Source organism: Nocardia brasiliensis IFM 10847, assembly GCF_000710915.1.
Lineage (GTDB): Bacteria > Actinomycetota > Actinomycetes > Mycobacteriales > Mycobacteriaceae > Nocardia > Nocardia brasiliensis_A.
In genome coordinates, this window is record NZ_BAUA01000028.1 from 61,177 (window position 1) to 87,161 (window position 25,985).

The 25,985-nt window shown below is 69.4% G+C and carries 24 protein-coding genes and 1 riboswitch; of the genes, 10 read left to right on the top strand and 14 right to left on the bottom strand.

All coding sequences use genetic code 11. The annotated features are described in order from the left end of the window. Nucleotides 1-67: 67 nt before the first annotated feature. The 3 genes from NBRGI_RS05880 to thiO are packed head-to-tail and all read right to left on the bottom strand — an operon-like array spanning nucleotide 68 to nucleotide 2,134. A complete protein-coding gene (locus NBRGI_RS05880; protein WP_029893274.1) occupies nucleotides 68-832 on the bottom strand; it encodes a thiazole synthase in 765 nt (254 codons plus the stop codon). After that, nucleotides 825-1,043 (bottom strand): sulfur carrier protein ThiS, encoded by a 219-nt coding sequence (gene thiS / locus NBRGI_RS05885; RefSeq protein WP_014988797.1) that lies wholly within the window; start codon nucleotides 1,041-1,043, stop codon nucleotides 825-827. Before thiS ends, NBRGI_RS05880 begins: the two co-directional genes overlap by 8 nt. Then, entirely contained in the window at nucleotides 1,040-2,134 is a 1,095-nt protein-coding gene (gene thiO, locus NBRGI_RS05890) for a glycine oxidase ThiO (RefSeq protein ID WP_029893275.1), read from the bottom strand. Before thiO ends, thiS begins: the two co-directional genes overlap by 4 nt. A gap of 169 nt (nucleotides 2,135-2,303) precedes the next feature. On the opposite strand from thiO, the gene thiE reads away from it, so the two are divergent. Continuing rightward, nucleotides 2,304-3,002: a thiamine phosphate synthase gene (gene thiE, locus NBRGI_RS05895; protein ID WP_029893276.1), complete on the top strand. Its 699-nt coding sequence runs from the start codon at nucleotides 2,304-2,306 to the stop codon at nucleotides 3,000-3,002. A gap of 46 nt (nucleotides 3,003-3,048) precedes the next feature. On the opposite strand, the gene NBRGI_RS05900 is transcribed toward thiE, so the two are convergent. Beyond that, the gene (locus NBRGI_RS05900) at nucleotides 3,049-3,714 is read right to left on the bottom strand and encodes an NUDIX hydrolase (RefSeq protein WP_029893277.1); all 666 of its coding nucleotides are present in this window, start codon (nucleotides 3,712-3,714) and stop codon (nucleotides 3,049-3,051) included. A gap of 181 nt (nucleotides 3,715-3,895) precedes the next feature. On the opposite strand from NBRGI_RS05900, the gene NBRGI_RS05905 reads away from it, so the two are divergent. The 3 genes from NBRGI_RS05905 to NBRGI_RS05915 are packed head-to-tail and all read left to right on the top strand — an operon-like array spanning nucleotide 3,896 to nucleotide 8,673. After that, entirely contained in the window at nucleotides 3,896-5,284 is a 1,389-nt protein-coding gene (locus NBRGI_RS05905; protein ID WP_029893279.1) for a hypothetical protein, read from the top strand. Further along, the gene (locus tag NBRGI_RS05910) at nucleotides 5,281-6,261 is read left to right on the top strand and encodes a glutamate ABC transporter substrate-binding protein (RefSeq protein WP_029893281.1); all 981 of its coding nucleotides are present in this window, start codon (nucleotides 5,281-5,283) and stop codon (nucleotides 6,259-6,261) included. The genes NBRGI_RS05905 and NBRGI_RS05910 overlap by 4 nt, the downstream gene beginning before the upstream one ends. A gap of 6 nt (nucleotides 6,262-6,267) precedes the next feature. Next, nucleotides 6,268-8,673, top strand: coding sequence for a serine/threonine-protein kinase PknG (locus NBRGI_RS05915; RefSeq protein WP_029893283.1), 2,406 nt, complete (start codon nucleotides 6,268-6,270; stop codon nucleotides 8,671-8,673). 291 nt (nucleotides 8,674-8,964) lie between these two features. On the opposite strand, the gene NBRGI_RS05920 is transcribed toward NBRGI_RS05915, so the two are convergent. Together NBRGI_RS05920 and pta are read right to left on the bottom strand one after the other, a co-directional pair. Further along, nucleotides 8,965-10,182, bottom strand: a complete 1,218-nt coding sequence (locus tag NBRGI_RS05920) for an acetate kinase (protein WP_029893285.1) — start codon at nucleotides 10,180-10,182, stop codon at nucleotides 8,965-8,967. 102 nt (nucleotides 10,183-10,284) lie between these two features. Then, the gene (pta, locus tag NBRGI_RS05925; RefSeq protein ID WP_029893287.1) at nucleotides 10,285-12,357 is read right to left on the bottom strand and encodes a phosphate acetyltransferase; all 2,073 of its coding nucleotides are present in this window, start codon (nucleotides 12,355-12,357) and stop codon (nucleotides 10,285-10,287) included. A 622-nt stretch (nucleotides 12,358-12,979) separates the two neighbouring features. Here pta and NBRGI_RS05930 point away from each other — a divergent pair. After that, the gene (locus NBRGI_RS05930; protein WP_029893289.1) at nucleotides 12,980-13,486 is read left to right on the top strand and encodes a nitroreductase family deazaflavin-dependent oxidoreductase; all 507 of its coding nucleotides are present in this window, start codon (nucleotides 12,980-12,982) and stop codon (nucleotides 13,484-13,486) included. A 147-nt stretch (nucleotides 13,487-13,633) separates the two neighbouring features. Here NBRGI_RS05930 and fgd read toward each other — a convergent pair whose 3' ends face one another. Continuing rightward, nucleotides 13,634-14,644: a glucose-6-phosphate dehydrogenase (coenzyme-F420) gene (gene fgd, locus NBRGI_RS05935; protein WP_014988808.1), complete on the bottom strand. Its 1,011-nt coding sequence runs from the start codon at nucleotides 14,642-14,644 to the stop codon at nucleotides 13,634-13,636. A gap of 299 nt (nucleotides 14,645-14,943) precedes the next feature. Between fgd and NBRGI_RS05940 the strand changes: the two genes are divergently transcribed. Next, nucleotides 14,944-15,699, top strand: a complete 756-nt coding sequence (locus NBRGI_RS05940; protein WP_042260239.1) for an HAD-IIA family hydrolase — start codon at nucleotides 14,944-14,946, stop codon at nucleotides 15,697-15,699. A gap of 48 nt (nucleotides 15,700-15,747) precedes the next feature. Here the strand turns inward: NBRGI_RS05940 and NBRGI_RS05945 are convergent, their stop codons facing one another. Both NBRGI_RS05945 and NBRGI_RS05950 read right to left on the bottom strand, forming a co-directional pair. Beyond that, complete coding sequence (locus NBRGI_RS05945) at nucleotides 15,748-16,197, bottom strand: MarR family winged helix-turn-helix transcriptional regulator (protein ID WP_029893293.1); 450 nt, start codon at nucleotides 16,195-16,197, stop codon at nucleotides 15,748-15,750. Nucleotides 16,198-16,249: 52 nt separating this feature from the next. Continuing rightward, nucleotides 16,250-16,894: a type 1 glutamine amidotransferase family protein gene (locus NBRGI_RS05950; protein WP_029893295.1), complete on the bottom strand. Its 645-nt coding sequence runs from the start codon at nucleotides 16,892-16,894 to the stop codon at nucleotides 16,250-16,252. A 67-nt stretch (nucleotides 16,895-16,961) separates the two neighbouring features. Between NBRGI_RS05950 and NBRGI_RS05955 the strand changes: the two genes are divergently transcribed. Further along, a complete protein-coding gene (locus tag NBRGI_RS05955; protein ID WP_029893297.1) occupies nucleotides 16,962-17,399 on the top strand; it encodes an RpiB/LacA/LacB family sugar-phosphate isomerase in 438 nt (145 codons plus the stop codon). A gap of 34 nt (nucleotides 17,400-17,433) precedes the next feature. On the opposite strand, the gene NBRGI_RS05960 is transcribed toward NBRGI_RS05955, so the two are convergent. The 3 genes from NBRGI_RS05960 to NBRGI_RS44980 form a co-directional block, all read right to left on the bottom strand. Beyond that, nucleotides 17,434-18,648 (bottom strand): O-succinylhomoserine sulfhydrylase, encoded by a 1,215-nt coding sequence (locus tag NBRGI_RS05960; protein ID WP_029893299.1) that lies wholly within the window; start codon nucleotides 18,646-18,648, stop codon nucleotides 17,434-17,436. Between the two features lie 61 nt (nucleotides 18,649-18,709). Next, on the bottom strand, nucleotides 18,710-19,126 hold the full coding sequence (locus tag NBRGI_RS05965; protein ID WP_029893301.1) for a rhodanese-like domain-containing protein: 417 nt from the start codon (nucleotides 19,124-19,126) through the stop codon (nucleotides 18,710-18,712). 89 nt (nucleotides 19,127-19,215) lie between these two features. After that, a riboswitch (SAM riboswitch) is annotated at nucleotides 19,216-19,330 on the bottom strand. Between the two features lie 63 nt (nucleotides 19,331-19,393). Continuing rightward, nucleotides 19,394-19,840 (bottom strand): Rv0361 family membrane protein, encoded by a 447-nt coding sequence (locus NBRGI_RS44980; protein WP_029893304.1) that lies wholly within the window; start codon nucleotides 19,838-19,840, stop codon nucleotides 19,394-19,396. 348 nt (nucleotides 19,841-20,188) lie between these two features. Between NBRGI_RS44980 and NBRGI_RS05975 the strand changes: the two genes are divergently transcribed. Both NBRGI_RS05975 and NBRGI_RS05980 read left to right on the top strand, forming a co-directional pair. Then, the gene (locus NBRGI_RS05975) at nucleotides 20,189-21,577 is read left to right on the top strand and encodes an FAD-dependent oxidoreductase (protein ID WP_029893306.1); all 1,389 of its coding nucleotides are present in this window, start codon (nucleotides 20,189-20,191) and stop codon (nucleotides 21,575-21,577) included. A gap of 62 nt (nucleotides 21,578-21,639) precedes the next feature. After that, nucleotides 21,640-22,512 carry an amidohydrolase family protein gene (locus NBRGI_RS05980; RefSeq protein WP_029893308.1) on the top strand — a complete coding sequence of 291 codons (873 nt, stop codon included), beginning with the start codon at nucleotides 21,640-21,642 and terminating at the stop codon, nucleotides 22,510-22,512. Nucleotides 22,513-22,537: 25 nt separating this feature from the next. Here NBRGI_RS05980 and NBRGI_RS05985 read toward each other — a convergent pair whose 3' ends face one another. Next, nucleotides 22,538-23,020 carry a DUF456 domain-containing protein gene (locus tag NBRGI_RS05985; protein ID WP_029893309.1) on the bottom strand — a complete coding sequence of 161 codons (483 nt, stop codon included), beginning with the start codon at nucleotides 23,018-23,020 and terminating at the stop codon, nucleotides 22,538-22,540. A gap of 250 nt (nucleotides 23,021-23,270) precedes the next feature. Here NBRGI_RS05985 and NBRGI_RS05990 point away from each other — a divergent pair, with 250 nt between their 5' ends. Continuing rightward, complete coding sequence (locus NBRGI_RS05990; RefSeq protein WP_029893312.1) at nucleotides 23,271-24,368, top strand: CaiB/BaiF CoA transferase family protein; 1,098 nt, start codon at nucleotides 23,271-23,273, stop codon at nucleotides 24,366-24,368. Between the two features lie 170 nt (nucleotides 24,369-24,538). Here the strand turns inward: NBRGI_RS05990 and yczR are convergent, their stop codons facing one another. After that, a complete protein-coding gene (gene yczR / locus NBRGI_RS05995) occupies nucleotides 24,539-25,984 on the bottom strand; it encodes a MocR-like transcription factor YczR (protein ID WP_051727528.1) in 1,446 nt (481 codons plus the stop codon). Nucleotide 25,985 lies beyond the last annotated feature (1 nt).

The following is a 25,985-nucleotide window of genomic DNA, read 5'->3' on the forward strand; positions in this document are numbered from 1 at the left end:
ATACCCCCACCCTGACGGACCCCCGAAGATCACGTACCGGGGGTCATCCTTCAGGGATAGGAGCTGGTCAGAGCGCGGGTGAGGAGGCCTGCGCCCAGAACCGCTTCGGAATCCGGCCCGCCTGCCTGGCCAGGTATCCCGCCCGCACCGCAGCCGCCATCGCCTCGGCCATCAACTCCGGTTGACGGGCCCTGGTCACGGCGGTGGCCAGCAGCACGGCCGAGCAGCCGAGTTCCATGGCGAGCGCCGCGTCGCTCGCGGTGCCGATGCCCGCGTCCAGGATGACCGGGACTTTCGCCTCCGCGACGATCATCTCGATGTTGTGCGGGTTGCCGATGCCGAGACCGGTGCCGATCGGCGCGCCGAGCGGCATCACCGCGACACAGCCCGTCTCCTCCAGCCGGCGCGCCAGGATCGGGTCGTCGCTGGTGTAGGGCAGCACGGTGAAGCCGTCGTCGACCAATTGCTCGGCGGCGGTGAGCAATTCGACCGGATCGGGCAGCAGCGTGCGCTCGTCGGCGACGACCTCGAGCTTCACCCAGTCGGTGCCGAGCGCCTCCCGGGCCAGTTGCGCGGTGAGCACCGCCTCGGCCGCGGTGCGGCAGCCCGCCGTATTGGGCAGCGGCTGAATGTCCAAGCGCTTCAACAGGTCCAGCACGCCGGTGCCGCCCGCGGCGTCCACCCGGCGCATGGCGACGGTGGTCAGTTCGGTGCCCGAGGCGATCAGCGCCTCCTCCAGTACCGCGAGGTTGTCCGCCCCGCCGGTGCCCATGATGAGCCGGGAACCGAACTCGCGGTCCGCGATGCGCAGCGGTGCGTGCACCTCAGCCACCCTGGACCGCCGTGAGCACCTCGATCTGCCAACCCCGCCCGACCGGTTCGTCCCAGCGGGACTTGGGGAACACCGCGCCGTCCACCGCGAGCGCGATGCCCTGACAGGGCAGCTCGAGGCGGCTCAGCAACTCACGCACGGTGAGGGTGTCGGCGAACTCGTGATCGGTACCGTTCACGGTGACGCCGATGGGGACGGATGTCGAAGTCATCGAACTCCTCCTGCGGATGACAAGGACGGCTGGTGAGCCGTCGAAAAGCGTTGCGGGTCGGCGTGTTCCGCCTCGGGCAACGGGGTTCCGGCGAGCTGGGCGAGCACCGCTTCGACGGTCAGCGGCATGGTCAGCATGCCGTTGCGGCCGTGGCCGGTGGCCGCGATGATCCGGTCGGTCAACCTGCCGAGCAGCGGCAGGTTGTCCGGTGTGCCGGGGCGCGCCCCGGCACTCGCCTCGGCCAGCTCGTATTCGCCGATGCTCGGGAATATCGCCTCGGCGTCGGCGATCAGGTCGCGCACCCCGGCGACGGTCACCGTGGTGTCGAAACCTGCCTCGTATTGCGTTGCGCCGACCACGATTCCGTCGGCGCGCGGGACCAGGTACACCGCCCGGCCGTGCACCCTGGCCCGGATCACCCGCTGCGGCGCGGGCGCCACGCCGGGCCGCTGGCGCAGCCGCAGGATCTCGCCCTTGACCGGACGGACCGGCAGCCCGGGCCACAGCCGGGCCGAGGCGGCGCCGGCGGCGAGCACGATCTGATCGTGGTCGAGGGCGTCGAGCGAGTCGACCGACTCGGCGCGAATCCGTACCCCGGCCGCCTCGGCCGCCTGGCGCAATCCGGCCACGAGCCGTCGATTGTCGATCGCGGGCTCGGCGGGCGCGTGCAGCCCGGCGCGCACCGTGCGCGCCAGGGACGGCTCCAGCGCGCGGACGCCCGCGCGATCCAGCAGCCGCAGGTCGTGGCCGCGGCCGCCGACCCAGTCGGCCACCGTGCGCAGGTCCGCGACGTCGGCGGCATCGAGCGCGACGGTCAGGGTCGCATCGGCCACCAGGACCGCCACCCCGGTGGCGGCCTCGACCCGGGCGGCGAACTCGGGCCAGCGGGCCAGTGCGGCGGCGCCGAAATCGAGCACCCGGTCCTCGCCCGGCCAGCCTTCCGAGAGCGGCGCGAGCATCCCGCCCGCCACCCAGGAGGCCCCGGATCCGACCGCGGGATCGAACAGGGTGACCGACCAGCCGGCCTCGGCGGCCCGCCAGGCCACACCGAGTCCGATGACGCCGCCACCGACGACGGCCAGCGTCCGCATCCGTTCCACCTGCCTTTGTATCTGTTCGGCGACGTTCCGGGCGCCTTCCGTGCTCACCCGCGCCCGAGCCCGGCGGGCCGCCGTGCGCGGCCACCGCGCGAGCGGCCGGCGGGCCCGGCGCTCGTGCCGCCGTTCGCTTCCCCACGGTAGCGCGGCTACGGTCGAAGGCGTGCAACCGTCCCATCCCAATCGACCCGCATCGCCCAGGGAGCGCTTGGCCACCGCTCGGCTCTATCTCTGTACCGACGCCCGGCGGGAAAAGGGCGACCTCGCCAAGTTCGCCGAAGCCGCGCTCGCGGGTGGGGTCGACATCATCCAGCTCCGCGACAAGGGTTCGCCCGGCGAGGCGAAGTTCGGTCCACTGGAAGCGCGGGCCGAGCTGGGCGCGCTGGCCGAACTGAAGGCCGCGGCCCGCAGGCACGGGGCGCTGGTGGCGGTGAACGACCGCGCCGATATCGCGCTGGCCGCCGGCGCCGACATCCTGCACCTCGGGCAGGGCGATCTGCCGCCCTGGTACGCCCGCCGCATCCTGGGCCAGGACGTGGTGATCGGACGCTCCACGCACAACCGCGCGCAGGCCGGTCTCGCCGCGATCGACGAGCACATCGACTACTTCTGCACCGGCCCGGTGTACGCGACACCGACCAAACCGGGCCGCCAAGCCGCGGGCATCGACCTGGTCCGTTCCACCTCGGACGCGCACCCGACCCGGCCCTGGTTCGCGATCGGCGGCATCGACGCGCACAACCTGCCGGAGGTGCTGGGCGCGGGCGCGACCCGCATCGTGGTGGTCCGCGCGATCACCGCGGCCGACGATCCGCAATCGGCGGCCCGAGCTCTGAAGACCGCGCTCCTCGCGAACGCCTGACCGCTCGAACAGCGTGCGGCGGTGGCAGTTCCGATGCTCGGCACCCTCAGGAGAGCACTTGGTCCCTGGTGAGCGACAGCACGGTGCCGGCCGCCGCGTCATCGGCCGGGGTGTCGGTGATGCGTGCGCAGTCACCGGGGCCGTCGGGATCGGTGTGCAACCAGAAGAAGCCGCGGGCCGCGAGGTCGACGGTGCGCGGCAGCGCCGCGGCGATCGCCCGGTCCTCGTCGAGTTCGTCGAGGAAGACCCGGGCCGGCGCGGCACGCAGGCCGGGCCAGGCAGCCGCGAAGCCCGGATGCAGCAGCCGCGACTCGACCTCGGCCTCCGGAATCCAGGCGAGTTCGGAACTCTCGCGGTTGCGGCTGGTCGGCAGCGTGCGGCCGGCGTCGGCGATCACCGTCGTATAGGTCCAGCCGCTCTGCGCGGCGGCGGTGACCCGCTCGCTACGCACCCGGACATCGGCGGGATCGATGCCCGCTTCTTCCCAGGCCTCGCGCACCGCGGCGTGCACCGGGGTCTCATGACTGTCCCGGGCGCCACCGGGCAGGGCCCAGGTGCCGCCTTGATGACTCCACGCCGCCCGATGCTGCATCAGCACCGCCGAGCCGCCGTCGGTGAGCGGCGCGCGCAGCAGCAGCCCCGCGGCGCCGAAGCGGCCCCAATGTTTCAATCCGTCGGGCCCCCGCGACCACCCGTCACCGTCACCACGCATCTCGTACCCATCTTCATCCAGCCGTCCCCGGACCTACCGCTGACTGCCAACCAGGGGTATTTCACACGCCACGGCGCCACTACGACCACAATAAACTCCGCACCAGCACACGCGGAGCGATCGACCGGCCGGTGCGACCGTCGAGAAATCCGCGGATACGGCCCAGACTGAGGAGGTGGACATGGCTCGAACCGGGCAGACAACGACAGCACTACGACCGTCGTCGATCGCCGAGCCGGCCGCTGCGGACAGTCCGGCGGCACTGCGGGTCGCGCTCGTGCGCGAACAGTTCGACCCCGCCCGGCTGCGACTGTTCGCCCGCTCCTCGCCCGGCCGGTTGATCGCGATCGGGCTGGTGCTCATCGGATTGTGCGTGGCCGCGGGCTGGGTGACCGGCGCGACCGTGGGCGACCGGCAGCAGGCACTCAATGTCCTGCTCGACGACACCGAACCGGATTCCTACTCCGCCCACCGCCTCTACACCTCGCTGTCCATCGCCGACGCGGCGGCGAGCACCGCGTTCATCGCGGGCGGGCTGGAGCCGCAGACGGTGCGCGATCGCTATACCCAGGCCATCGGTGAGGCGGCCGCGGAACTGGTCGCGCAGACCGGCCACACCCGCGGCGCCGGGGCGGGCGTGGCCGACACGACCGACACGAACCTCCGGATCGGAATTGCCACCCGGTTGCCGGTGTACACGGGCGTCATCGAGACCGCGCGGACCAACAACCGCAGCGGCTATCCCGTCGGCGGCGCGTATCTGAGCGAAGCGTCCAACCAGATGCAGACCGACGTGCTGCCGATGGCCGAGGAACTACAGAACCGGCGTTCGGCGGCGGTGACCGAGGCCCAGCGCAACCACGTCCGCCCGCCGTGGACCGCGATCGTGCTGCTGATCCTCGCGCTGGCGGCGTTGGTGTGGGCGCAGGTCGATCTCGCGAAGCGCTGGCGCCGGGTGCTCAACCCCGGGCTGCTGCTCGCCTCGGCGGCGGTGGTCGTGCTGCTGGTGTGGACCGTGGTCGCGGGCGCGATTTCGGCCACCTCGATGATCCGCGCCCGCGACGACGGCGCGGTGCCCGCCTCTCGGCTGACCGAGAGCCGGATCCTGGCCCAGCAGGCCCGCTCCGCGGAGACGCTGAAGCTGGCCCGCCGCGACGCCACCGGCGACTACGACCGCACCTTCGACGCGAACATCGCCCGCCTCGCCGATCTGCTCGGCGGGTATCCGAGTTCCGCGCCCGCCGCCGAGGACGTGCGCAATGCCGTTCCGGCGCTGTCCCGTTGGCGGGTGGCGCATCAGCGGATGAACGACACCCTGGCCCGCGGCGACTTCAACGGTGCGGCGACGGTGGCGACCGGTCCCGGCGCGGCCGACGCCGCGGCGCAGGTCGAGGCGCTGGACAGCGCACTGGAAAAAGGCATCGACAAGACACGTAATACGTTACGGGACAAGATATTCCGCGCTGCCTGGGTGCTCGACTTCATGGGTCCCGGGGCGTTGCTGCTCGGCATCGTGGCCGCGGGCTGCGTCGGAATCGGCCTCTGGCCTCGATTACGGGAGTACCGATGAGACCCGGCCGCGGCCTGCTCGCCGCCACCCTCGCCGCTGTCGCGCTGCTCGGCGGTTGTACGAGCCAACCCGCCCCACCGTTGCCGACCAACACGACCAAGTACACCGAACCGCCCTATCCGGCCAAAGCCATTCCGGTGCTGACGGATTCGCCGTTCTCCTCGGACAAGGCGCCGCAATGCGGCGACCCGACATCGAGCCTGCGCCCCACCGGCGCCGCGGCCGGGGCGCGCGGTCCGAGTATCGACGCGATCCGGGCCCGCGGTCGCCTGCTCGTCGGATTGGACGCGGGCAGTAACCTTTTCAGCTTCCGCGACCCGATCACCGGCTCCATCGTCGGCTTCGACTCCGATATCGCCCGCGAGGTCGCGCGCGACCTGCTCGGCAGCCCGGACCTGGTCGAGTACCGGATGCTCGGCTCCGCGGACCGGGAGATCGCCCTGCAGAGCCACGACGTGGACATCGTGGCCAAGACCATGACGATCACCTGCGAGCGGCGGCAGCGGGTGAGCTTCTCCACCGTCTATCTGCACTCCTATCAGCGGGTGCTCGCGTTCAAGAACTCCGGGATCAACGGCGTCGGCGATCTGGCGGGCAAGCGGGTGTGCGTGGTGCGCGGCACCACGTCGCTCGATCGCATCCGCGTGCAGCAGCCCGCCGCCACCATTCTCACCGTGCCCAACTGGGCCGACTGCCTGGTCGTGCTGCAGCAGGGCCAGGTCGACGCGGTGACCACCGACGACTCCATCCTCGCCGGATTGGCCGCGCAGGACCCCTACACGCAGGTGGTCGGCGACAAGATCAGCGTGGAGCCGTACGGCATTGGCATCCCCAAGGGCGACGACGACCTGGTGCGGTTCGTGAACGGCACCCTGGAGCGCATTCGCAACGACGGGACCTGGGATCGCTTCTACCGCCAGTGGTTGTCCGTCCTCGGCCCGTCGCCCGGTCCGCCCGCACCGAACTACCTGGACTGACCGCCGATGAACGACTCCGACGATCCTTCCCTCGACGCGGACGAAAGCGCCGCCGCCCCGGGCGGTTCGACCGCTTCGTCCGATGTGACGGTGTTCTCGAACCGCACGCCGAAACCGGCTGCTCCCGCGGCGAACTCGGCCGCCGAGCCGCCGCACACGGAGTTGGCCAGGGCCGAGAGCCGTCCGGCGGCCAAGTCCGCCGCGGCCGCGGAAACCGTGGTCGGTGTGGAACGGCCCAATTCGGAGCCGAGTTCGGCGGCGACCATGCGCACCTCCGGCCGCAGCTTCCGGACCGCGCGCTCGCGGCCGACGGTGCGCAGGCTCGGCGGCGGGCTGGTGCCCATCCAATCGGTCGTCCCCGCCGACCCGCGGGCCGCGGTGCTCACCGACCCGGTGGTGTCGGAGGGCAGGCGGTTCTGCTGGCGCTGTGGCAGCCCGGTCGGCCGGGCCAGCGCGACCCGCCCCGCGGTGACCGCCGGTACCTGTGAAACCTGTTCCGCTCCTTATGATTTCCGACCTTCACTGCACGAGGGCGACATGGTGTCGGGCCAGTACGAGGTGCAGGGGTGCATCGCGCACGGCGGGCTCGGCTGGATCTACTTGGCGATCGACCGCAACGTCAGCGATCGCTGGGTGGTGCTCAAAGGCCTGCTGCACGCCGGTGACGCGGAAGCGCAGGCCGTGGCCGTCGCCGAACGCCAATTCCTCGCCGAGGTGGCCCATCCCAGCATCGTGAAGATCCACAACTTCGTCGAGCACACCGACGACGACGGTGCGCCGATCGGCTATATCGTGATGGAGTACGTCGGCGGGCGCTCTCTGCGCGACATCCTCAACTCCTATGCGCGGCCGCATCGGATGCCGGTCGCCGAGGCGATCGCGTACCTGCTCGAAATCCTGCCCGCGCTGGACTATCTGCACAACATCGGGCTGACCTACAACGACCTCAAACCGGACAACATCATGGTCACCGAGGACCAGGTCAAACTGATCGACCTCGGCGCCGTCGCCACCATCGAATCCTACGGAAACCTCTACGGCACCAGGGGATTCCAGGCGCCCGAGATCGCCAAGACCGGCCCCACGGTCGCCTCGGACATCTACACCGTCGGGCGCACCCTGGCCGTGCTGACGCTGGAGATGCCGATGGAGCAGGGGCGCTACCTCGACGGCATCCCCGACCCCGCCGACCATCCCCTGCTCGAGCGCTACGAGTCCTTCCACCGATTGCTGCTCTGCGCCACCGATCCCGATCCCGAGCGCCGCTTCCCGTCCGCCCGCGCGATGTCGGCGCAGCTGTCCGGGGTGCTGCGGGAGATCCTGGCCCTGGACACCGATACCGAACACCCGCAGCTGTCGACGGTATTCGGCCCGCAGCGCGGCAGCTTCGGCACCGAGGAACTGATCAGCCAGACCGACGCCTACGCCGACGGTCAGGGCCGCAGCACACAGCTCGAGGCGCGCGAAGTCGTTGCGGCACTGCCCACTCCGCTGCTCGATTCGGCCGACCCGTCGGCGCCGCTGCTCGCCTCGACGGTGCATCCCGAGCCCGAACAGTCGCTCGAAGCGTTGCGCACCGCCCGCGAACGCGCCGAATCCGATCCCGGCAATGTCCCGGAGACCTTGGATCTGGAGCTGGCGCTGGCCGAAGCCCGGGTGCGCCTCGACCTCGGCGAGTCGGCGGCCGTGCTGCACCTGCTCGCCCGTTTACCCGAGAACGATTGGCGGGTCGACTGGTATCGCGGCCTGGCGCAATTGCTCGACCTGGCCTACGAGTCCGCCTTCGCCAGCTTCGACGAGGTGCTGCGGGTGCTGCCCGGCGAGATCGGGCCCAAGCTGGCCTTGGCCGCCACCGCGGAATTGATACTGCAGCAGTGGGATGCACCGGATCCCGAGCAGTGGCGGCGCTACGCCGAGAAGTTCTACGACACCGTGTGGCGCACCGACCGCGCGGTGGTGAGCGCCGCCTTCGGCCTGGCCAGGCAGCTGGCCGCGGCCGACCGGGTGACCGACGCTGTGCACGCGCTCGACGAAGTGCCCGCCGCCTCCCGGCATTTCACCACCGCGCGGATGACCGCGGTGCTGTTGCTGCTCACCGCGGCCCCGGTGGCCGAGCTGGACGAGGCCACCCTGCACATCTCGGCATCGCGGGTGTCGAGCCTGCCCGCCGGCGAGGGGCGCGCGGTCCAGATGCGCGTCCTCGTACTCGGCGCGGCGCTGGCCTGGCTGCAGGCGGGCAACACCCCGAAACGAGCCGACGCCACGCTCTTCGGCGCTCCGTTCACCGAACGCGACCTGCGGATGGGCACCGAGGCAGGCCTGCGCGCCCTGGCCCGCAGCGCACCGGGCCGCAACCACCGCTACGCCTTGGTCGACCTGGCGAACTCGATCCGCGCCAAAACCTGGGTGTGAGCGGCACTCTCACGAAAAACTCATACTGTGTCCGGCAGAGTCGGTCATGGATCAGGTTCATCCGGCCTGCCGGGCGCCGATCCGCCGCAACCCTCCCGGGACCCGACGCCCTCGCGGACCCGGCACACGGCACCGGACTGCCCTCCGGCCCGTGTCGCGGTGGACGACGCGTCCGGCGGGCCGGCTGCTCCGAGCGGCGGATCCGGCCCGGTCGGCCTTCCCTCCCGACCGGGCACCCGCCGAGGCTTGCGCGTGCGTGTCCGAAATCTGTGCACCAACAAGGCATTTCGCCTAGCGGTGCGCCTCCGCCGCCGCGACGCCGTGCGCCGCACGGGCGATCGCGAGCTCCTCGTTCGTGGGCACGACCAGTACCGCCACTTCGGCGTCCGGCGGCGAAATACGCCGGGCCGTACGATCTTTCGCGGTGTTCGCCGCGACATCGACCTCGATGCCGAAGCGGGACAGGCCCGCCAGCGCGTCCGCGCGCACCTGCGGGCTGTTCTCGCCGACGCCCGCGGTGAAGGTGATCGCGTCGACGCCGCCCAGATCGACCAGGTAGGCGCCGAGGTAGCGGCGCAGCCGATGGATGTAGACGTCGTAGGCGAGGCGCGCGGCGCTGTCACCGCCGTCGATGAGGCGTTGCAATTCGCGGAAGTCGTTGACCCCCGACAGACCCTTGATACCGGAATCCCGGTTGAGCAGGGTGTCGATCTGATCGATATCCATGCCCGCCGAACGCACCAGGTGCGCGACGATGCCGGGATCGAGGTCACCGGACCTGGTCCCCATCACCAGGCCCTCCAGCGGGGTCAGCCCCATCGTGGTGTCGACCGGGCGGCCGCCGCGGATCGCCGAGGCCGATGCGCCGTTGCCCAGATGGAAGACGATCTGGTTCAGCTGCGCCGGATCGCGGCCGAGCAGCTCGGCGACCTGCCCGGAAACGTACTCGTGCGAGGTGCCGTGGAAGCCGTACTTGCGGATGCCGTGCGCGGCAGCGACTTTCGCATCGATCGCGTAGGTCTTCGCGGCGTCGGGCAGGCCGTGGAAGAACGCCGTGTCGAACACCGCGACCTGCGGCACACCGGGCAGCAGCGTACGCGCGCTCTCGATACCGGCCACGTTCGCCGGATTGTGCAGCGGGGCAAGCGAAGACAGCTCGGCGATCGCCGCTACCACCTCGTCGTCGATCAATGTCGGCCGATAGAACACCTCACCGCCGTGCACCACCCGGTGCCCGACCGCCCGCACGCCCGCCTCGGCCAGATCGTGTCCGGTATCGGCGAACATCTCGAAGACCAGCCGCAATCCGGCGGTGTGGTCGGCGATCGGCCCGCGGTGCTCGGTGGTCTCGCCGTCGGCGTGATGCTCGATCCCGCCGTTCTCCTCGCCGATCCGCTCGACCATGCCGGACGCGGTCACCGCGCTCGACTCCGGGTCCAGGAGTTGGTATTTGATGGACGACGAGCCGGAATTGATCACCAGCACCAGGTCGTCGGCAGGTGTGCTCATCAGTCCTCCTGTGTTCCGCGGGTGCTCCGCACTCCCTCGGCAACCACCGGTCCGGTACGCCTGTTCCGTAGCGCGCACCGGCTGTGGCCGACGAGACACATCTCAGTCCCCTTGCGCCTGGATCGCGGTGATCGCCACCGTGTTGACGATGTCGGCGACCAGCGCGCCGCGGGACAGGTCGTTGACCGGCTTGCGCAGGCCCTGCAGCACCGGGCCGATCGCGATGGCGCCCGCACTGCGCTGCACCGCCTTATAGGTGTTGTTACCGGTATTGAGGTCGGGAAACACGAACACCGTTGCGCGCCCGGCCACCTCGGAGTCCGGCAGTTTGGTGGTGGCGACCGTCGGCTCGATCGCCGCGTCGTACTGGATCGGTCCCTCGACCGGCAGCTGCGGCGCGCGCTCCCGGACCAGCTTGGTGGCCACCCGCACCTTGTCCACGTCGGCGCCGCTGCCGGACTCACCGGTCGAATAAGACAGCATCGCGATTCTCGGATCGATGCCGAACCGGGCCGCCGTGCCCGCCGAGGAGATCGCGATATCGGCCAGCTGCTCCGAGGACGGATCCGGTACCACCGCGCAGTCGCCGTAGGCGAGCACCCGGTCGGCCAGGCACATCAGGAACACGCTCGACACCGTGGACACCCCGGGCACGGTCTTGATGATCTCGAACGAGGGCCGGATGGTGTGCGCGGTGGTGTGCGCGGCACCGGAGACCATGCCGTCGGCGATCCCCTTGTAGACCATCATGGTGCCGAAATACGAGATGTCGGACATGGTTTCGCGCGCCCGCTCGACCGTCATGCCTTTGTGCTTGCGCAGTTCGGTGTATTCCTTGGCGAACTCGTCCAGGTACCCGCAGGTGCGCGGATCGAGCACCTGCGCGGCCGAGATGTCCACGCCCAGTTCCGCGGCGCGCGCCCGGACCGACTGCTCGTCCCCGAGAATGACCAGGTCGGCGATCTTGCGCTGCAGCACCCGGCCCGCCGCGCGCAGGATACGGTCGTCGTCACCCTCGGGCAGCACGATCCGCTTGCGGTCGCCGCGGGCCCGTTCGATGAGCTGGTATTCGAACATCTGCGGCGTCACCACGTTGGTGATCGGAACCTCGATGCGCCGCAACAACTCCGCGGCGTCGACATGCTCCTCCATCAGCGCGAGCGCGGTGTCCACCTTGCGCGGGCTGCCCGCCGACATGCGGCCGCGGGTGCGGTAGGCGGCGCTGGCGGTGTCGTAGGTGCCGAGTTCGGTGGTGAGGATCGGCAGCTTGGGCTTCAGGCCGGTCATCAACCGGGCGACCGCGGGATGGGGCAGCATGCCGCCGTTCATGATGATGCCCGACAGCGACGGAAAGCCTTCCGCCTCATGCGCGTTCACGACGCTGAGCAGCACGTCGGAGCGATCGCCGGGCGCGATCACCACTACACCGTCGGTGAGCCGCTCCAGGATGTGTTCGGCGGTCATACCGCCGACCATGATCTTCAACGCCTCCCGCTGCAGCAATTCCTGGTCGCCGCTGTACATTTCGCCGTCGATGGCGCTACACAGCTCGGCCATCGTCGGCGAGATCAGCAGCGGCACCTCGGGCAGCGTCCACGAGGGCACCGCGAAACCGCCCAGCGCGGAACGCACTTCGTCGAGTTGCTCCGGATCGCAGCGATTGGCCACGATCGCGACCAGCTGCGCGTGCTCGAGCGCCAGCTCGCTGGCACACAGCTCGGCCAAGTGCTTCACCTCGGCAGGCGTGCGACCCGAACCGCGCAGCACCAGCAGCATGCCCGCGCCGAGGTTCACCGCGATCCGCGCGTTGAACCGCAGCTCGCTGGGACTGGCCACGTCGGTGTAGTCGCTGCCGACCACCACCACCGCGTCGCAGACCTTCGCCACCTCGTGAAAGCGCATCACGATCTCGCTGATCGCGGCGTCCGGGTCGGCGTGCACCTGCTCATAGGTGACACCGATCGCCTGCGCGTAGTCGATATCGGCGGTGCTGTGCTCGAGCAGCAGCTCCAGGATGTAGTCCGGTTCGGTGGTCGACCGCGTGATCGGCCGGAACACCCCGACCCGCGCGGTGGTCGCGCACAGCATCTGCAACACCCCGAGAGCCACCGTCGACTTCCCGGTGTCGCCCTCCGGCGAGGCGATGTACACGGTGGATGGAGCGTGATCGGCCATGCCCAGAGCTTAGTGAACCCGCCGCTATCTCTGCTGCGCCGCGAGACCGTCATCACGAACCGGGCCGAATCGGACAACCGCACCCCGGCGTTCGCGGCGACTCGACCGGAAAGGTCGCTTGCGCCCCGCACCACAGGCAGTCAGTTCACCCCGGCCACTCCTCGCGCATCCCACAGCTCGACAACGACTCCCGCACGGCACAGAAATGACAGCAGCCGAGCTCACCCGGGCGGGGCGCGGTAATTGGGCACTACTCGCACCACCACGCGCAAGGCACGACGGATGGCGGCAGCCAACCCGCCCCGCAACCGGCCGCAACCAACGCACCCCAGCGACGGCCAGACCTGTCGCGGCAGGGGGCCGCAACCAACCGACACCCACGACGGCCCACGCCTGGCACGGCAAGGGGCTGCGGCAAACGCACAACCGGCGGCGGGCCCACACCTGGCGCCAGAAGAGCCGCAGTTCAACAACATCTCATGCATTGCACAGCGAGCGGTAGCAGCCCGCCCGCCCCAGCGAGGGCCAGGCATGCCACAGCAAGGGGCCGGAGCCGACGCACGCCCGGCGATGGCTCTCACACCCGGCGCGGCGGGGCGTGGCGGACCGATATAGTCCGGGGATGGCTGAGCAGTTTCCGCATCGGGAGTGGGGTTCACGCGAGAGCGGACTGTCCCGCGTGGCAAACAAATTCGCGGCGACCAAGCCGGGTTCGTGGTGTATCCGCAAGCTCACGCCGCTGGACCGCGCCGTGCTCGAACGCACCGACGCCAAGTACACCGTGCTCGGCCCGATCGGCGCGCCGCTGATCCTGCTCACCACCATCGGCCGCAAGTCCGGCGAACCGCGCACCCAGCCGCTGCTGCACGTGCACGACGGCGACGTGCTCTATGTGATCGGCAGCAATTTCGGCCAGCAGCACCACCCCGCCTGGACCGCCAACCTGCTGGCCAACCCCACCGCGACAGTCGCCATCGCCGGCGAACGCATCCCCGTCACCGCGACCCTCGTCGACCCTGCCGACAAGGACGCCGTCTTCCGCCGCTTCGTCGACATCACCGGCGCCTACGCCGCCTACCGCGATCGCACCACCCGCGACCTCCGTATCTTCGCCCTCCGCCGGGCGTAGACCCACCCGCAGCCGCTCCGCACAGACATTCTGTCCGCCGCACAGCGGATACACGAGCGGATCTCCCGAGTCCACAGACGATCCACGCACTGCACAGCAGCTATATCTGCTGTGCAGTGCGTGGAAACTCTGTGCGGGTGAGGGACGCTAGGCGAGGGCGCGCAGGCGCGGGGCCAGGTCGCGCTGGAACAGGTCGAGGAAGCGGCGCTGGTCGTGGCCGGGGGCGTGGAAGACCAGGTGGTTGAGGCCCGCGTCGAGGTAGGGCTTGATCAGGTCGACGGCCTGGTCGGGGTCGCTGGCGACGATCCAGCGCTTGGCGATCTGCTCGATCGGAAGGGCGTCGGCGGCGGCCTCCATCTCGATCGGATCGGTGATGCTGTGCTTCTGCTCGGGGGTGAGGCTGAGCGGCGCCCAGAAGCGGGTGTTCTCCAGCGCCAGTTCGGGATCGGTGTCGTAGGAGATCTTGATCTCGATCATCCGATCGATGTCGTCGACGGTGCGGCCGGCCTTGGCGGCGCCCTCCGCGACGGCGGGCATGAGCTTGTCGGTGTAGAGGTCCATGCCTTTGCCGGAGGTACAGATGAAACCGTCACCGGCGCGACCCGCGTACCGGGCCACCAGCGGACCACCCGCCGCGACGTAGACGGGGATGCCGCCCTTCGGCACGTCGTAGATGGACGCGCCGACGGTGTTGTAGTACTCGCCCTGGAAGTCGACGCGGTCGCCGGTCCACAGCGCGCGCATGAGTTCGACGGCTTCGCGCAGGCGCGCGAAACGTTCCTTGAAGTCCGGCCAGTCACCCTTGTAGCCGGTGGCGATCTCGTTGAGCGCCTCGCCGGTGCCGACACCGAGCATGACCCGCTCCGGGTACAGGCAGCCCATGGTCGCGAAGGCCTGCGCGATCACCGCCGGGTTGTAGCGGAAGGTAGGGGTGAGCACCGAGGTGCCGAGCTGGATCCGCTTCGTACGCTCGCCGACCGCGGCCATCCAGGCCAGCGAGAACGGCGCGTGACCGCCCTTGTGCCGCCACGGCTGGAAATGGTCGCTCACCGAGGCACTGTCGAGGCCGTGCTCCTCGGCGAGTACCGCGATCTCCACCAGTTCCCGGGGTCCGAACTGTTCTGCAGAGGCCTTGTATCCGAGCTTGAGTTCACCCATGTGCGCCACTCCTGTCGCTTCGCTGCACACCTGTGCGCGGGCATTCCCGCGCACCGTCGTCGGCCGCAGGCGCGCTGCGGTCATGTCTGGCTACAACCGCCGCCCGCCCGCGGACGTTCCCGCGCGGCGGCGATCGTGCGAGTGAGTCCGACGCGCCCCGACGGCCGACTTCGACCATAGTCAGCGCGGGCTCCGGTTGTGCGAAGGGTCGCATCGACCCGGACTTGCCCCCGATTACGCGTCCGTTAGCGGACAATTGTCTGGTGACTGATGAACCGATCCTGTCCTATCTCACCGACATGGACGGTGTCCTGGTGCACGAGGACCAGCTGGTGCCCGGCGCCGACGAGTTCCTCGCCGAGCTGCGCGCCAACGAGACCCCGTTCCTGGTGCTGACCAACAACTCCATTCGCACGCCGCGTGACCTGCAGGCCAGGCTGCGCCAGACCGGGCTCGACATCCCGGAGGAATCGATCTGGACCTCGGCGCTGGCCACCGCGACGTTCCTGAACGAACAGCGCCCGAACGGCACCGCATACGTGGTCGGCGAATCCGGGCTCACCACCGCGCTGCACGAGATCGGCTACGTGCTCACCGAGATCGAGCCCGACTACGTGGTGCTCGGCGAGACCCGCAACTACTCGTTCGAGGCGATCACCACCGCCATCCGGTTGGTCGAGCGCGGCGCGAGTTTCATCGCGACCAACCCGGACCCGACCGGACCGTCGCGGGACGGCTCGCTGCCCGCGACCGGTTCGGTAGCCGCGTTGATCACCCGCGCCACCGGTCGCGACCCGTACTACATCGGCAAACCCAATCCGCTGATGATGCGCTCGGCGCTGCGTAGGCTCGGCGCGCACTCGCAGTCCACCGTGATGATCGGCGACCGGATGGACACCGACGTCATCTCCGGTCTGGAGGCGGGCATGCGCACGATCCTGGTGACCACGGGCATCTCCACTCGGTCCTCGGTCGAGGCGTACCCGTACCGGCCCACGACGGTCCTCGATTCGGTGGCCGACCTGGTCGGACGGACCAAGGACCCGTTCGCCTGACCTGTGCGGTGGCGGTGTGACCAAACGCCGGCGGATGGTCCGCCGCGATCAGCCGGTCTCGGTGATCGTGTCCAGCGCGGCGGACAGTTCGGTGAGCGCCGCGACGGTCGCCGCGAGCTGTTCGTGACCGAGCTCGGCCACCAGCCGCTGCGCGACCACGGCGTGCTGCGGATCGATGCGCCGGACCGCCGCGAGACCCGCGTCGGTGACGGCGACGAGTTTGGCCCGCCGGTGCGCGGGGTTCGGCCGGTATTCGGCAAGTCCCTTGTCCACCAGCAGATCCGCGATGCGCTGCACGCTCTGCCTGGTGATACCCATCTCCCTGGCGATGCCGGCCACCGGCAGCGGCGCCCGCAGCACCGCGCCGAGCACCTGCCACCAGGCCGCGGTGAGCCCGGCGGGGCGGGCCAGTTCCTCGGCGATGGCGAGGAACTGGCCGTTCAGCCGAAATGACGTGATCGCGGCGGTCGCGAAGAGTTCCTGTTCATCCCTGCTCACCCGTGCCTCCTCGCGATCCGGCCGAGCGGCCGGATCGCCGTGCGATTCTTCCTCATCCGGCCGCGGCCGCGGTCTGCTGCTCCTCGTAGGCCGCGAGCACCTCCCAGCCCGCGCCGTCGGACTGTCCGTAGAGCTGATACCACCCCGCGAGCACGTGCGGCTCGTACACGCCGAGCTTGCCGAGCACCTCGCGCGCGAATTCGAACGGCGACGTACCGCCCGCGGTGATCAGCTCACCGTCGGTCACCGCGGCCTCGTCGACATAGTGGTCCGCCCCCGCGTATCCGCTGTAGAGCAGGAATTCTCGAACGTTGCTGGTGTGCTTGCGCTCGTCGAGCAGGCCTTCGAGCGCCAACCCGAGGGTCGCGCCGCAGATCGCCGCGACCGGCACGCCCGCCGCGAGGAACTCGCGCGCCTTGCGCGCGAACGGCCGGAGCTCCTCGCTGTCCCAGGTGTCCGCACCCGCCAGGATCAGCATCGCGCTGTCCTCGGGGCGCAGCTCGGCCAGCGCCATTTCCGGCGTGACATGCATGCCGCCGAGCGTGGTGATCGGTGCGGTGGTCGGCCCGACCGTCTTGGTCTGCCACGTGCCCGGCTCTTTCTGCCAGTGCGTCCGGTTGATGTGCGCGGTGGCCGCGCCGATCTCCCAGTCGGAGAAGGTGTTGTAGACGGCTACGTGAACTGTTCTCTTCGTCATGACAGTATCCTGTCATAGTTGACAGCATGCTGTCAATAGAGTGGCCGCGACGACTTAATCTGGAGACATGCGGATCTCCGTGGCAGCAGACGAGAACGTCGGAGTAGCACCGGAACTGGTGGCTGAACTGGCCGCGCGCGGACACGAGACGGTCCTGCACGGCGCGCTGTCGGCGACCGAACGCGACGACTGGGCGTGGGCCAGCGCGGCCGCCGCCACGGACGTCGCACACGGCCGCGCCGATCAGGCGATCGTGTGCTGCTGGACCGGGACGGGCGCGTCGATCGCCGCGAACAAGGTCGCGGGCATCCGCGCCGCGCTGTGCGGCGACGCGACGACCGCGGCGGGCGCGCGCAAATGGAACGACGCGAACGTCCTCGCGCTGAGCCTGCGCACGACATCGAGCGCCGAACTACGCGAGATCCTCGACGCCTGGTTCAGCACGAACCCGAGCACCGACCCCGTCGATCAGGCCAACGTCGCGCACCTCGGCGAAATCGGCTGACACCACTGACGGTTCGTACGGAAACCGCCGTGGCTCAGCTCAGCGCGTGGTCGAGGTCGGCGAGGAGGTCGTCGAGGTCTTCCAGGCCGACGGAGATGCGGACGACGCCGTCGGTGAGGCCGATGGTGGCGCGGCCGTCGGGGCCCATCGCGCGGTGGGTTGTGGTGGCGGGGTGGGTGATCAGGGATTTCGCGTCACCGAGGTTGTTGGAGATATCGATGACGCGCAACCGGTTGAGCACCTCGAAGGCGCGCTTCTTGGCCTCGTGCGCGGGAGCGTCGAGTTCGAAGGTGACCACGGTGCCGCCGCCGCTCATCTGGCTCGCGGCCAGCTCGTGCTGCGGATGTGATTCCAGGAACGGGTATTTCACCCAGCTGACGGCCTTGTTGGACTCCAGGAAGCGGGCGATGCGCAGCGCGGACTCGGTGGCGTGGCGGACCCGCAGCGGCATCGTCTCCAAACCCTTGAGCAGGGTCCACGCGTTGAACGGGCTGAGCGCCGGACCGGTATGGCGCATAAGGGTTTTCACCGGACCCTCGATGTAGTCCCGCGCACCGAGGATGGCGCCGCCGAGCACCCGGCCCTGGCCGTCGATGTGCTTGGTGCCCGAATAGACCACCACGTCGGCGCCGAGGTCGAAGCCGCGTTGCAGCAGCGGCGTGGCGAAGACGTTGTCCAGCACCACTTTCGCGCCCGCGGCGTGCGCGAGTTCGGTGACCCGGCGCACGTCCACGAGGGTCTGCATCGGGTTGGCGGGCGTTTCGAAGAACACCGCCTGGGTCGGCACCGACAGCGCCGCTTCCCACTGATCCAGGTCCTCACCGTCGACGAAGACGGTTTCCACGCCCCAGCGCGGCAGGATCTCGTTGCACACCACGAAGCAGGAACCGAACAGGCTGCGCGCGGCCACGAGTCGGTCACCGGCGCCGAGCAGTGCGCCCAAAGCCGTGAATACCGCCGACATTCCGCTCGCGGTCGCGAAGCACGCCTCGGCGCCGTCGAGCAGGCGCATCCGCTCCTCGAACATGGCGACCGTCGGGTTGCCGTAGCGGGAGTAGACGAAATGCTCGACGTCGCCGGTGAACGCGGCCTCGGCCGCCTCGGCGCTCTCGTAGACGAATCCGGAGGTCAGGTACAGCGCCTCGGAGGTCTCCTCGAAACCCGAGCGGCGCAACCCACCTCGCACACCGAGGGTCGCGGGACCGACGCCTTCGGGCAGCGGCTTGTCGAACGCGCCACCGGTGATCACGACTGCCTCCCCGAATTCCGCGCACCACCGAACACCAGCGCGCTACAGCACGCCCTCGCGTTCACGACTGCCGCCAGGGCAGGCCGAGGGCACGCCAGCCGGAGCCGCCGCGGTGCCCGTGTTCGTCGAGCGGGCCTTCGAAACCTTCGACCACGTTGTAGGAGGCGCTGAAACCGGCGGCGGTCGAGGCGACGGCCGCACCGATGGAACGCTGCCCCGAACGACAGAGGAAGATCACCGGCGCATCCGGCTTGCGCCCGTCGAGCGCCGCGAGCAGCTGCTCGGTGAACTCGCCGTTGCGCGTCCCGCTGCTGTCGACCCACTCGATCAGGACCGTCTGCCGGTCGATCGAGCTGGTGTCGGGCACGCCGACGAACTTCCATTCGGCCGTGGTGCGCACGTCGACCAGAATCGCATCGGGATTGTCGCGCAACAGTTCCCACGCCTGCTGCGGCGTGATGTCACCGGCATAACTCATGACTGCACCTCGCTGGCGCTCGGCTCCGTCATGTGCAAGGCACGCTGTGTCATGATTCGCTCGCTACGCTCACTCATGGGACCTCCTAGAATCCGCACTTGCCGCGCTCGTTTGACGCGCGGCCAGGTCGTCACCCGGAGCACCCCACCGCGGAGGAGGGTTGCCGACCAGTATTGCCGGGGCTTGACACTGGTTCTCATGACCTTCAGCTGAGATTGCCTGGACAAGGGTCACCGTGTCAAATGGCTGCTCACGCTGTGGGAACGGTCAATTGCAGACCAGCCATTTGTCGCCGGATCTGGTCAGATTCCAGAGGGCGGTGGCCTCGTTGCCCTCGACCTTGGTGGTGACGGTCGCCTTCCCGCGGTCGCCGTCGACCATCGGGTTCTCGATTTTCGTTACCTCTACAGTCTTTCCGGCACCGGAGCGGCCCGCCAGTGGGGACCGCTTCGGATCGAAATCCGGGCAGCCCGTGCCTGGTGGCGGCACCGCAGCGGTCTGGTTGCTGCCCTCGACGAAGCGGTTGACCGCGGCGGTGATCCGGTCGGCTTCTGTGACATTTTTCTCAGCGGGCGAGACCACCCCGCCGATGATGATCGCCGCGAGCACGAGCACCGCGAAAATCCCCGCTGCGACGAACGGCACCACCGAGCGCCGATCGGTCTGATCGACCACGATGGGCTCGTCTGCGGCGGGCGGCTGCGGCTCAGTCATACGACGATGATCCCTGGTCGGCGGCGCAATCCGGCGATCGGCCCCGCCTCGCGGCCGCGGTGACGCCGAACTCCGCTGCGCCACGCGAGGATTAGCGCGCGGAGGCCGGGTAACCAGGACAGAACGCCCGGGGTGGCATCCGCTCAGTTCACGCACCGCCGCCGCCGGGCCCGCGCAGCACCGATAGAATCGCAAGACTGCGGCCTGCTGTCATAGCCGCGACGGAGTGGGCCACGAGCCGACGACTCCGGGGTCCGCATCGGTAGGTGCAACCAGCCAGCGCGTGACTTAGCCTAGGCTAAGCAAGACGCCGTTAATCAGTTCTCGACCATAAGGGTGCCGTTAAAGATGACCGAACAGAGTGCCGCTACCCGCCCGCTCCGCATCGCCATCGTCGGCGCCGGGCCGGCCGGGATCTACGCCGCCGACGCCCTGATGAAGTCCGACGCCGAGGTGAGCATCGACCTGTTCGAGCGCATGCCCGCACCGTTCGGTCTGATCCGCTACGGCGTCGCGCCGGACCACCCGCGGATCAAGGGCATCATCACCGCGCTGCACAAGGTGCTCGACAAGCCGCAGGTGCGCCTGCTCGGCAACATCGACTACGGCACCGACATCACCCTGGACGACCTGCGCACCTTCTATGACGCGGTGATCTTCTCGACCGGCGCCAACGCCGACCGCGCGCTCGGCATCCCCGGCATCGGGCTGGACGGCTCCTACGGCGCCGCCGACTTCGTGTCCTGGTACGACGGCCACCCGGACGTACCGCGCACCTGGCCGCTGGACGCGGAGAAGGTCGCCGTGCTCGGCGTCGGCAACGTCGCGCTCGACGTGGCCCGCGTGCTGGCCAAGACCGGCGACGAACTGCTGCCGACCGAGATCCCGCCGAACGTCTACGCCGGCCTGAAGGCCAACAAGGCGGTCGAGGTTCACGTCTTCGGGCGGCGCGGCCCGGCGCAGGCCAAGTTCACCCCGCTGGAACTGCGCGAACTGGACCATTCGCCGACTATCGAGGTCATCGTCGATCCCGAGGACATCGACTACGACGAAGGCTCCGAGGCCGCGCGCCGGCACTCCAAGCAGGTCGACATGATCGCGAACACGCTGGAGCAGTGGGCCATTCGCGATGTCGGCAACCGGCCGCACAAACTGTTCCTGCACTTCTTCGAGTCGCCCGCCGAGATCCTCGGCGAGGACGGCAAGGTCGTCGGCCTGCGCACCGAGCGCACCCAGCTCGACGGCACCGGCAACGTCAAGGGCACCGGCGTGTTCAAGGACTGGGACGTGCAGGCGATCTACCGCGCCGTCGGCTACCTGTCCCAGAACCTGACCAACCTGCCGTTCGACGACCAGGCCGGCACCGTGCCCAACGAGGCGGGCCGCGTCATCGCCGACGAGAACGCCGACGGCGCCGACCGCTACATTCCGGCCACCTACGTCACCGGCTGGATCAAGCGCGGCCCGGTCGGCCTCATCGGCCACACCAAGGGCGACGCCAACGAGACCGTGGCCTGCCTGCTCGACGACAGCAAAGACTTCACCCCGGCCGAGCGCCCCGAACTGGACGCCGTCACCGAGTTCCTCGAGGGCAAGGGCATCCCGTTCACCACCTGGCAGGGCTGGTACCGCCTGGACGCGCACGAGCGCGCGCTCGGCGAGCCCGAGGGGCGCGAGCGCGTCAAGGTGGTCGAGCGCGAGGACATGCTGCGCGCCAGCGAGCCGCACAAGGTCTGAGCCCCGGCTCGCCGGTATCCGTCGCGACAGCGAAACTTCGCGCACTGAGGCATTCTGTACAAGTGTTCGATGCCCATCTCCATATCTTCGACCCACGGTTCCCGCGGGTCGAGAACGAGGGCTACCTGCCCGACCCGTTCACCATCGCCGACTATCGAAAGCGCATGTCGCGCTTCGATATCGACGGTGGCGCCGTGGTCAGTGGGTCCTTCCAGGGCACCGATCAGACCTATCTGCGGGCCGCCCTCGCCGAACTGGGCGAGGGCTGGGTCGGCGTCACCCGGCTCGATCTCGACGCCACCGACGACGAGATCATCGAGCTGGACCGGATCGGCGTGCGCGGGCTGCGGTTCAATCTCAAGCGCGCCGCCGCCGACATCACCGGCATGACCCTGCAGGCCCTACGCGCGCACGAACTGGTCGGCTGGCATGTCGAGGTCTACATCGACGGCACGATGCTCACCTCGCTGCAGCCGGTGCTGTCCAAGTTGCCCGCGTTCACCATCGACCATCTGGGCATGTCCGAGGAAGGTCTGCCCTACCTGCTCGATCTCGTCGATCGCGGGGCTCGGGTCAAGGCAACGGGTTTCGGCCGGGTCGCGTTGCACGTCGCCGACACGCTGCGCCGGATCCACGCGGTCAATCCCGAGGCGCTGATGTTCGGCACCGACCTGCCCGGCACCCGCGCGGGCCGCCCCTTCCAGGATTCCGACGTCGATCTGATCTGCGACGTCGTGGGCACCGACATGTTCGCCGTGCTCGAGGACAACGCCCGCGCCTGCTACCGCCTGCCCGCCAAGACCCGCCCCGTCCCCGAAGACCCGGCCCCCACCCTCCCCCTGCACCGCACCGACCAACCCACCCTCCCCATCCGCCGCGACGCCCTACCCACCCCGGACAACACCGACACCCTCCCCCTCCCCATCATCGAATAACGCTCGACCACAGCGCCGTTCAGGGTTACGCGACGATGGCGCCGACGAGCCAGACGCCGGTGGCGAGGAGGGCGCCGAGGAGTTCGATGAGCATGGAGAGGCCGACGCCTTTGAGGGCGTGCATCGTTGCCTGCCAAGCCTGTTGGTTGACGCGCAGGCGGTGCAGTTCGGAAAGGTAAACGCCGAGAACGAATCCCACGAACAGGCCGACGACGGGGATGACGAAGAAGCCGACGATGCCGAGTACCGCGCCGAAGAACAGCGAGCGGTTGGCCACGCCCGCGTCCTTCAGTTTCCGGCCGGGCCAGGTGTATTTGATGACGCCGGACAGCGCGAGCAGGGCCGTGCTGATGCCGAAGACGATCCAGGCGGTGGCGCCGCCGGTCAGGAACGCCCAGACGGCGATCGCGCCGAAGATCAGGATGACGCCGGGCAGGATCGGGACGATGATCCCGAGCAGGCCGACGAGGATGACGAGACCGACGACGATCTCCCCGGCGACACTCATGCCCGAGCCTCGCTGACCTGCGGCCGCACCGCACGCTGTGCCATGACTCCACCTCACTGCGCTGTCGCCGGACGCTCCTGCGGTTGTCGCGCTTGCGAGGATTGTGACGTACCAGGTCCTCCGGCGCACAGCAACCGGGGCTGGGTGAGTGCGGCACAGTTATTGTCATACTGTCAATACACCCGCCGGCGGCTCCGGCGGCAGCGCCGGGGCGCCGGCGCGCTGGATCAACGACGAACCGAGGTAGGGCGTGAGCACTCCATCCACCGCCGCAAAGGGCCCGCTCGCGGGCATCAAGGTCATCGAGCTCGCCGGGATCGGGCCGGGTCCGCACGCCGCGTTGCTGCTTGCCGATCTGGGCGCCGACGTGGTGCGGGTACAGCGGGCCGGGCAGTTGCCGGGCGGATTCGACCGCCCGCAGCTGCGCGGGCGCACCATCGTCGAGGCCAACCTCAAGGATCCGGCCGATATCGACAAGGTGCTCGGACTCATCGAAAAGGCCGACGTGCTGATCGAGGGCTTTCGGCCGGGCGTCACCGAGCGGATGGGTCTCGGCCCGGACGACGCGCTGGCCCGCAACCCGCGGCTGATCTACGGCCGGATGACCGGCTGGGGCCAGCAGGGCCCGCTTGCCGATCGCGCCGGGCACGACATCAACTACATCTCCATCACCGGCGTGCTGCACGCGATCGGCCGCAAGGGTGAGCGCCCGGTGCCGCCGTTGAACATGGTCGGCGATTTCGGCGGCGGCTCGATGTTCCTGGTCTTCGGCCTGCTCGCGGCGCTGGTCGAGCGGCAGACCTCGGGCAAGGGACAGGTCGTCGACGCGGCGATGGTCGATGGGGCGCTGGCTCTTTCGCACATGATCTGGGGCATGCGCGGCCACGGCGCGTGGTCCGACGAGCGCGGCGTGAACCTGCTCGACACGGGCATGTCGTTCTACGACACCTACGAGACCGCCGACGGCAAGTACATGGCGGTGGGCGCGATCGAACCGCAGTTCTACGCGCAACTGCTCGCCGGGCTGGAAGTGGACCCGGAGGGCCTGCCCTACCAGATCGACCCCGCCGGTCAGGAAACGCTGAAAAAGGTGTTCACCGAACGGTTCCGGGACAAGACCAGGGACGAGTGGACGGCGATCTTCGCGGGCACCGACGCCTGCGTCACGCCGGTGCTCACGTTCGAAGAGGCCACGAAGAACGAGCACATCGCAGCCCGCGGCTCGCTGATCGAGGTCGACGACATCACCCAGCACGCCCCCGCCCCGCGCTTCTCCCGCACCCCGAACGGCGTCCCTACCCCGCCGCCGTCCGTCGCGACCCCGATCGAAACCGTCTGGGCGGACTGAGTTTTCCCGGTGGCAGGCCCCTGCTGGTCAGCCGGGGCCTTTCACGCTCGACACGAAACGCACTCGGAGCGGATCACATTCGGTGCCGACGGCGGCGAGGCCTGTCGAACCTCGCCGCGGGACCGGCTCAGCGATTCCGCGTCACCGTGCGCGGGCACCGGCCGCTGCGATCAATAGCAGGTGAGCGGCTGCAACGGATCCGCGGCGCGCGGCGTCAACGCGGTGTAGGCCGCGGCGATTCCCTTGACCGCCAACCGGAGTTCCGGCTCCTGATGGGTGAACGGCAATCGGATGAACCGCTCGAAGGCGCCCTGCACGCCGAAACGCGGTCCGGCAGCGAGTAATACGCCGTGATTGGGCGCGGTGGCGGCCAGCGCGGTCGACACCGGGGCGGGCAGCTGCGCCCATACCGACATGCCGCCCGCGCCGTAACCGACTCGCCAGTCCGGCAATTCCTCGGCGAGGGTTTCGACCAGCGCGGCCCGTTGCGCCCGCAGTTGGTCGCGGCGGCGGTCGAGGATGGTGTCGGCGTTGGCGAGCAGGTGCACGGTCGCCAGCTGGTCCATCACCGGCGTGCCGAGGTCGACCGTGGAACGGATGCCGAGCAGCTTGGTGATCAACGGCTGGTTCGTGCGGATCCAGCCGACCCGCAGGCCGCCCCAGAACGACTTCGAGGCCGAGCCGATGGTGACGATCTCGTTGCCCTTGGCGAACGCGGCGACGGGCGGCTGCAACGGCTCGCCCGCCAGGTGCAGATCGGCCATCGACTCGTCGATCACCACGGTCATCCTGGTTTCCCGGGCGATCGCGGCCAGTTCGGCGCGGCCGTCCGCGTCGAGCAGCAGGCCGGTGGGGTTGTTGAAATCGGGCACCAGGTAGGCCAGCGTGGCCGCGGTCTGCCTGGCCGCGCTGCGGATGCCGTCCAGATCCCAACCGTGGTCCGGCGTTTCGGGGCGCAGCGGCACCGGCACCGGGCGGGCGCCGACGTCCCGGATCGCCTCGATCGCGTTCGGGTAGGTGGGGTGATCGATGAGCACCCGGGCCGCGGGCGCGGTGAGCACGTTCAGCAGCAGGCGCAGGCCGTGCTGGGCGCCGAGGGTGACCAGGATCTGGTCCGGATCGGTGGGCAGGCCGCGTTCGGTGTAGCGGCGCGCGATCGCCTCGCGCAGCGCGAGCACACCAACCGGGTCCATGCCGTGCGTGCCGAGGTAAGTCGGAATCCCCTCCAGCGCAACGGAATAGGCTTCCTGCATTTCCAGTGGCGCGGCCATCGCGGCGTAGGTCATATCGATCGTCGGCAGCTCCGAGGCGGCCATCATCGCCAGGATGGACCGGGCCGGCTTGCTGCCGTCGTGCTGCACGTCGCGCGGCAGCGCGACCGTGCTGCGCGAACCCTGACGGCTGATCAGGTAGCCGTTCTCGCGGAGCAGGGAGTAGGTGGAGGTGATCGTCGTGCGGCTGACGCCGAGAGTGGCCGCGAGGTCGCGCTCGCTGGGCAGGGCGACCCCGAGCGGTGCCCGTCCGTCGTGGATGAGCAGCCGAATGCCTTCGGCGAGAGCCAGATACGCCGGACGCGTGGCCCGCCGGGTGGCCGGCTCGCCGCCGTCCTCGTCCACG

Bases quoted from the DNA above. Each gene is read 5' to 3' on its own strand.
- thiS (WP_014988797.1), bottom strand. From the start codon at position 1,043: ATGACTTCGACATCCGTCCCCATCGGCGTCACCGTGAACGGTACCGAT.
- thiO (WP_029893275.1), bottom strand. From the start codon at position 2,134: ATGCGGACGCTGGCCGTCGTCGGTGGCGGCGTCATCGGACTCGGTGTG.
- NBRGI_RS05900 (WP_029893277.1), bottom strand. From the start codon at position 3,714: ATGCGTGGTGACGGTGACGGGTGGTCGCGGGGGCCCGACGGATTGAAA.
- NBRGI_RS05905 (WP_029893279.1), top strand. From the start codon at position 3,896: ATGGCTCGAACCGGGCAGACAACGACAGCACTACGACCGTCGTCGATC.
- NBRGI_RS05910 (WP_029893281.1), top strand. From the start codon at position 5,281: ATGAGACCCGGCCGCGGCCTGCTCGCCGCCACCCTCGCCGCTGTCGCG.
- NBRGI_RS05915 (WP_029893283.1), top strand. From the start codon at position 6,268: ATGAACGACTCCGACGATCCTTCCCTCGACGCGGACGAAAGCGCCGCC.
- NBRGI_RS05920 (WP_029893285.1), bottom strand. From the start codon at position 10,182: ATGAGCACACCTGCCGACGACCTGGTGCTGGTGATCAATTCCGGCTCG.
- pta (WP_029893287.1), bottom strand. From the start codon at position 12,357: ATGGCCGATCACGCTCCATCCACCGTGTACATCGCCTCGCCGGAGGGC.
- NBRGI_RS05930 (WP_029893289.1), top strand. From the start codon at position 12,980: ATGGCTGAGCAGTTTCCGCATCGGGAGTGGGGTTCACGCGAGAGCGGA.
- fgd (WP_014988808.1), bottom strand. From the start codon at position 14,644: ATGGGTGAACTCAAGCTCGGATACAAGGCCTCTGCAGAACAGTTCGGA.
- NBRGI_RS05940 (WP_042260239.1), top strand. From the start codon at position 14,944: ATGGACGGTGTCCTGGTGCACGAGGACCAGCTGGTGCCCGGCGCCGAC.
- NBRGI_RS05950 (WP_029893295.1), bottom strand. From the start codon at position 16,894: ATGACGAAGAGAACAGTTCACGTAGCCGTCTACAACACCTTCTCCGAC.
- NBRGI_RS05955 (WP_029893297.1), top strand. From the start codon at position 16,962: ATGCGGATCTCCGTGGCAGCAGACGAGAACGTCGGAGTAGCACCGGAA.
- NBRGI_RS05965 (WP_029893301.1), bottom strand. From the start codon at position 19,126: ATGAGTTATGCCGGTGACATCACGCCGCAGCAGGCGTGGGAACTGTTG.
- NBRGI_RS44980 (WP_029893304.1), bottom strand. From the start codon at position 19,840: ATGACTGAGCCGCAGCCGCCCGCCGCAGACGAGCCCATCGTGGTCGAT.
- NBRGI_RS05975 (WP_029893306.1), top strand. From the start codon at position 20,189: ATGACCGAACAGAGTGCCGCTACCCGCCCGCTCCGCATCGCCATCGTC.
- NBRGI_RS05985 (WP_029893309.1), bottom strand. From the start codon at position 23,020: ATGAGTGTCGCCGGGGAGATCGTCGTCGGTCTCGTCATCCTCGTCGGC.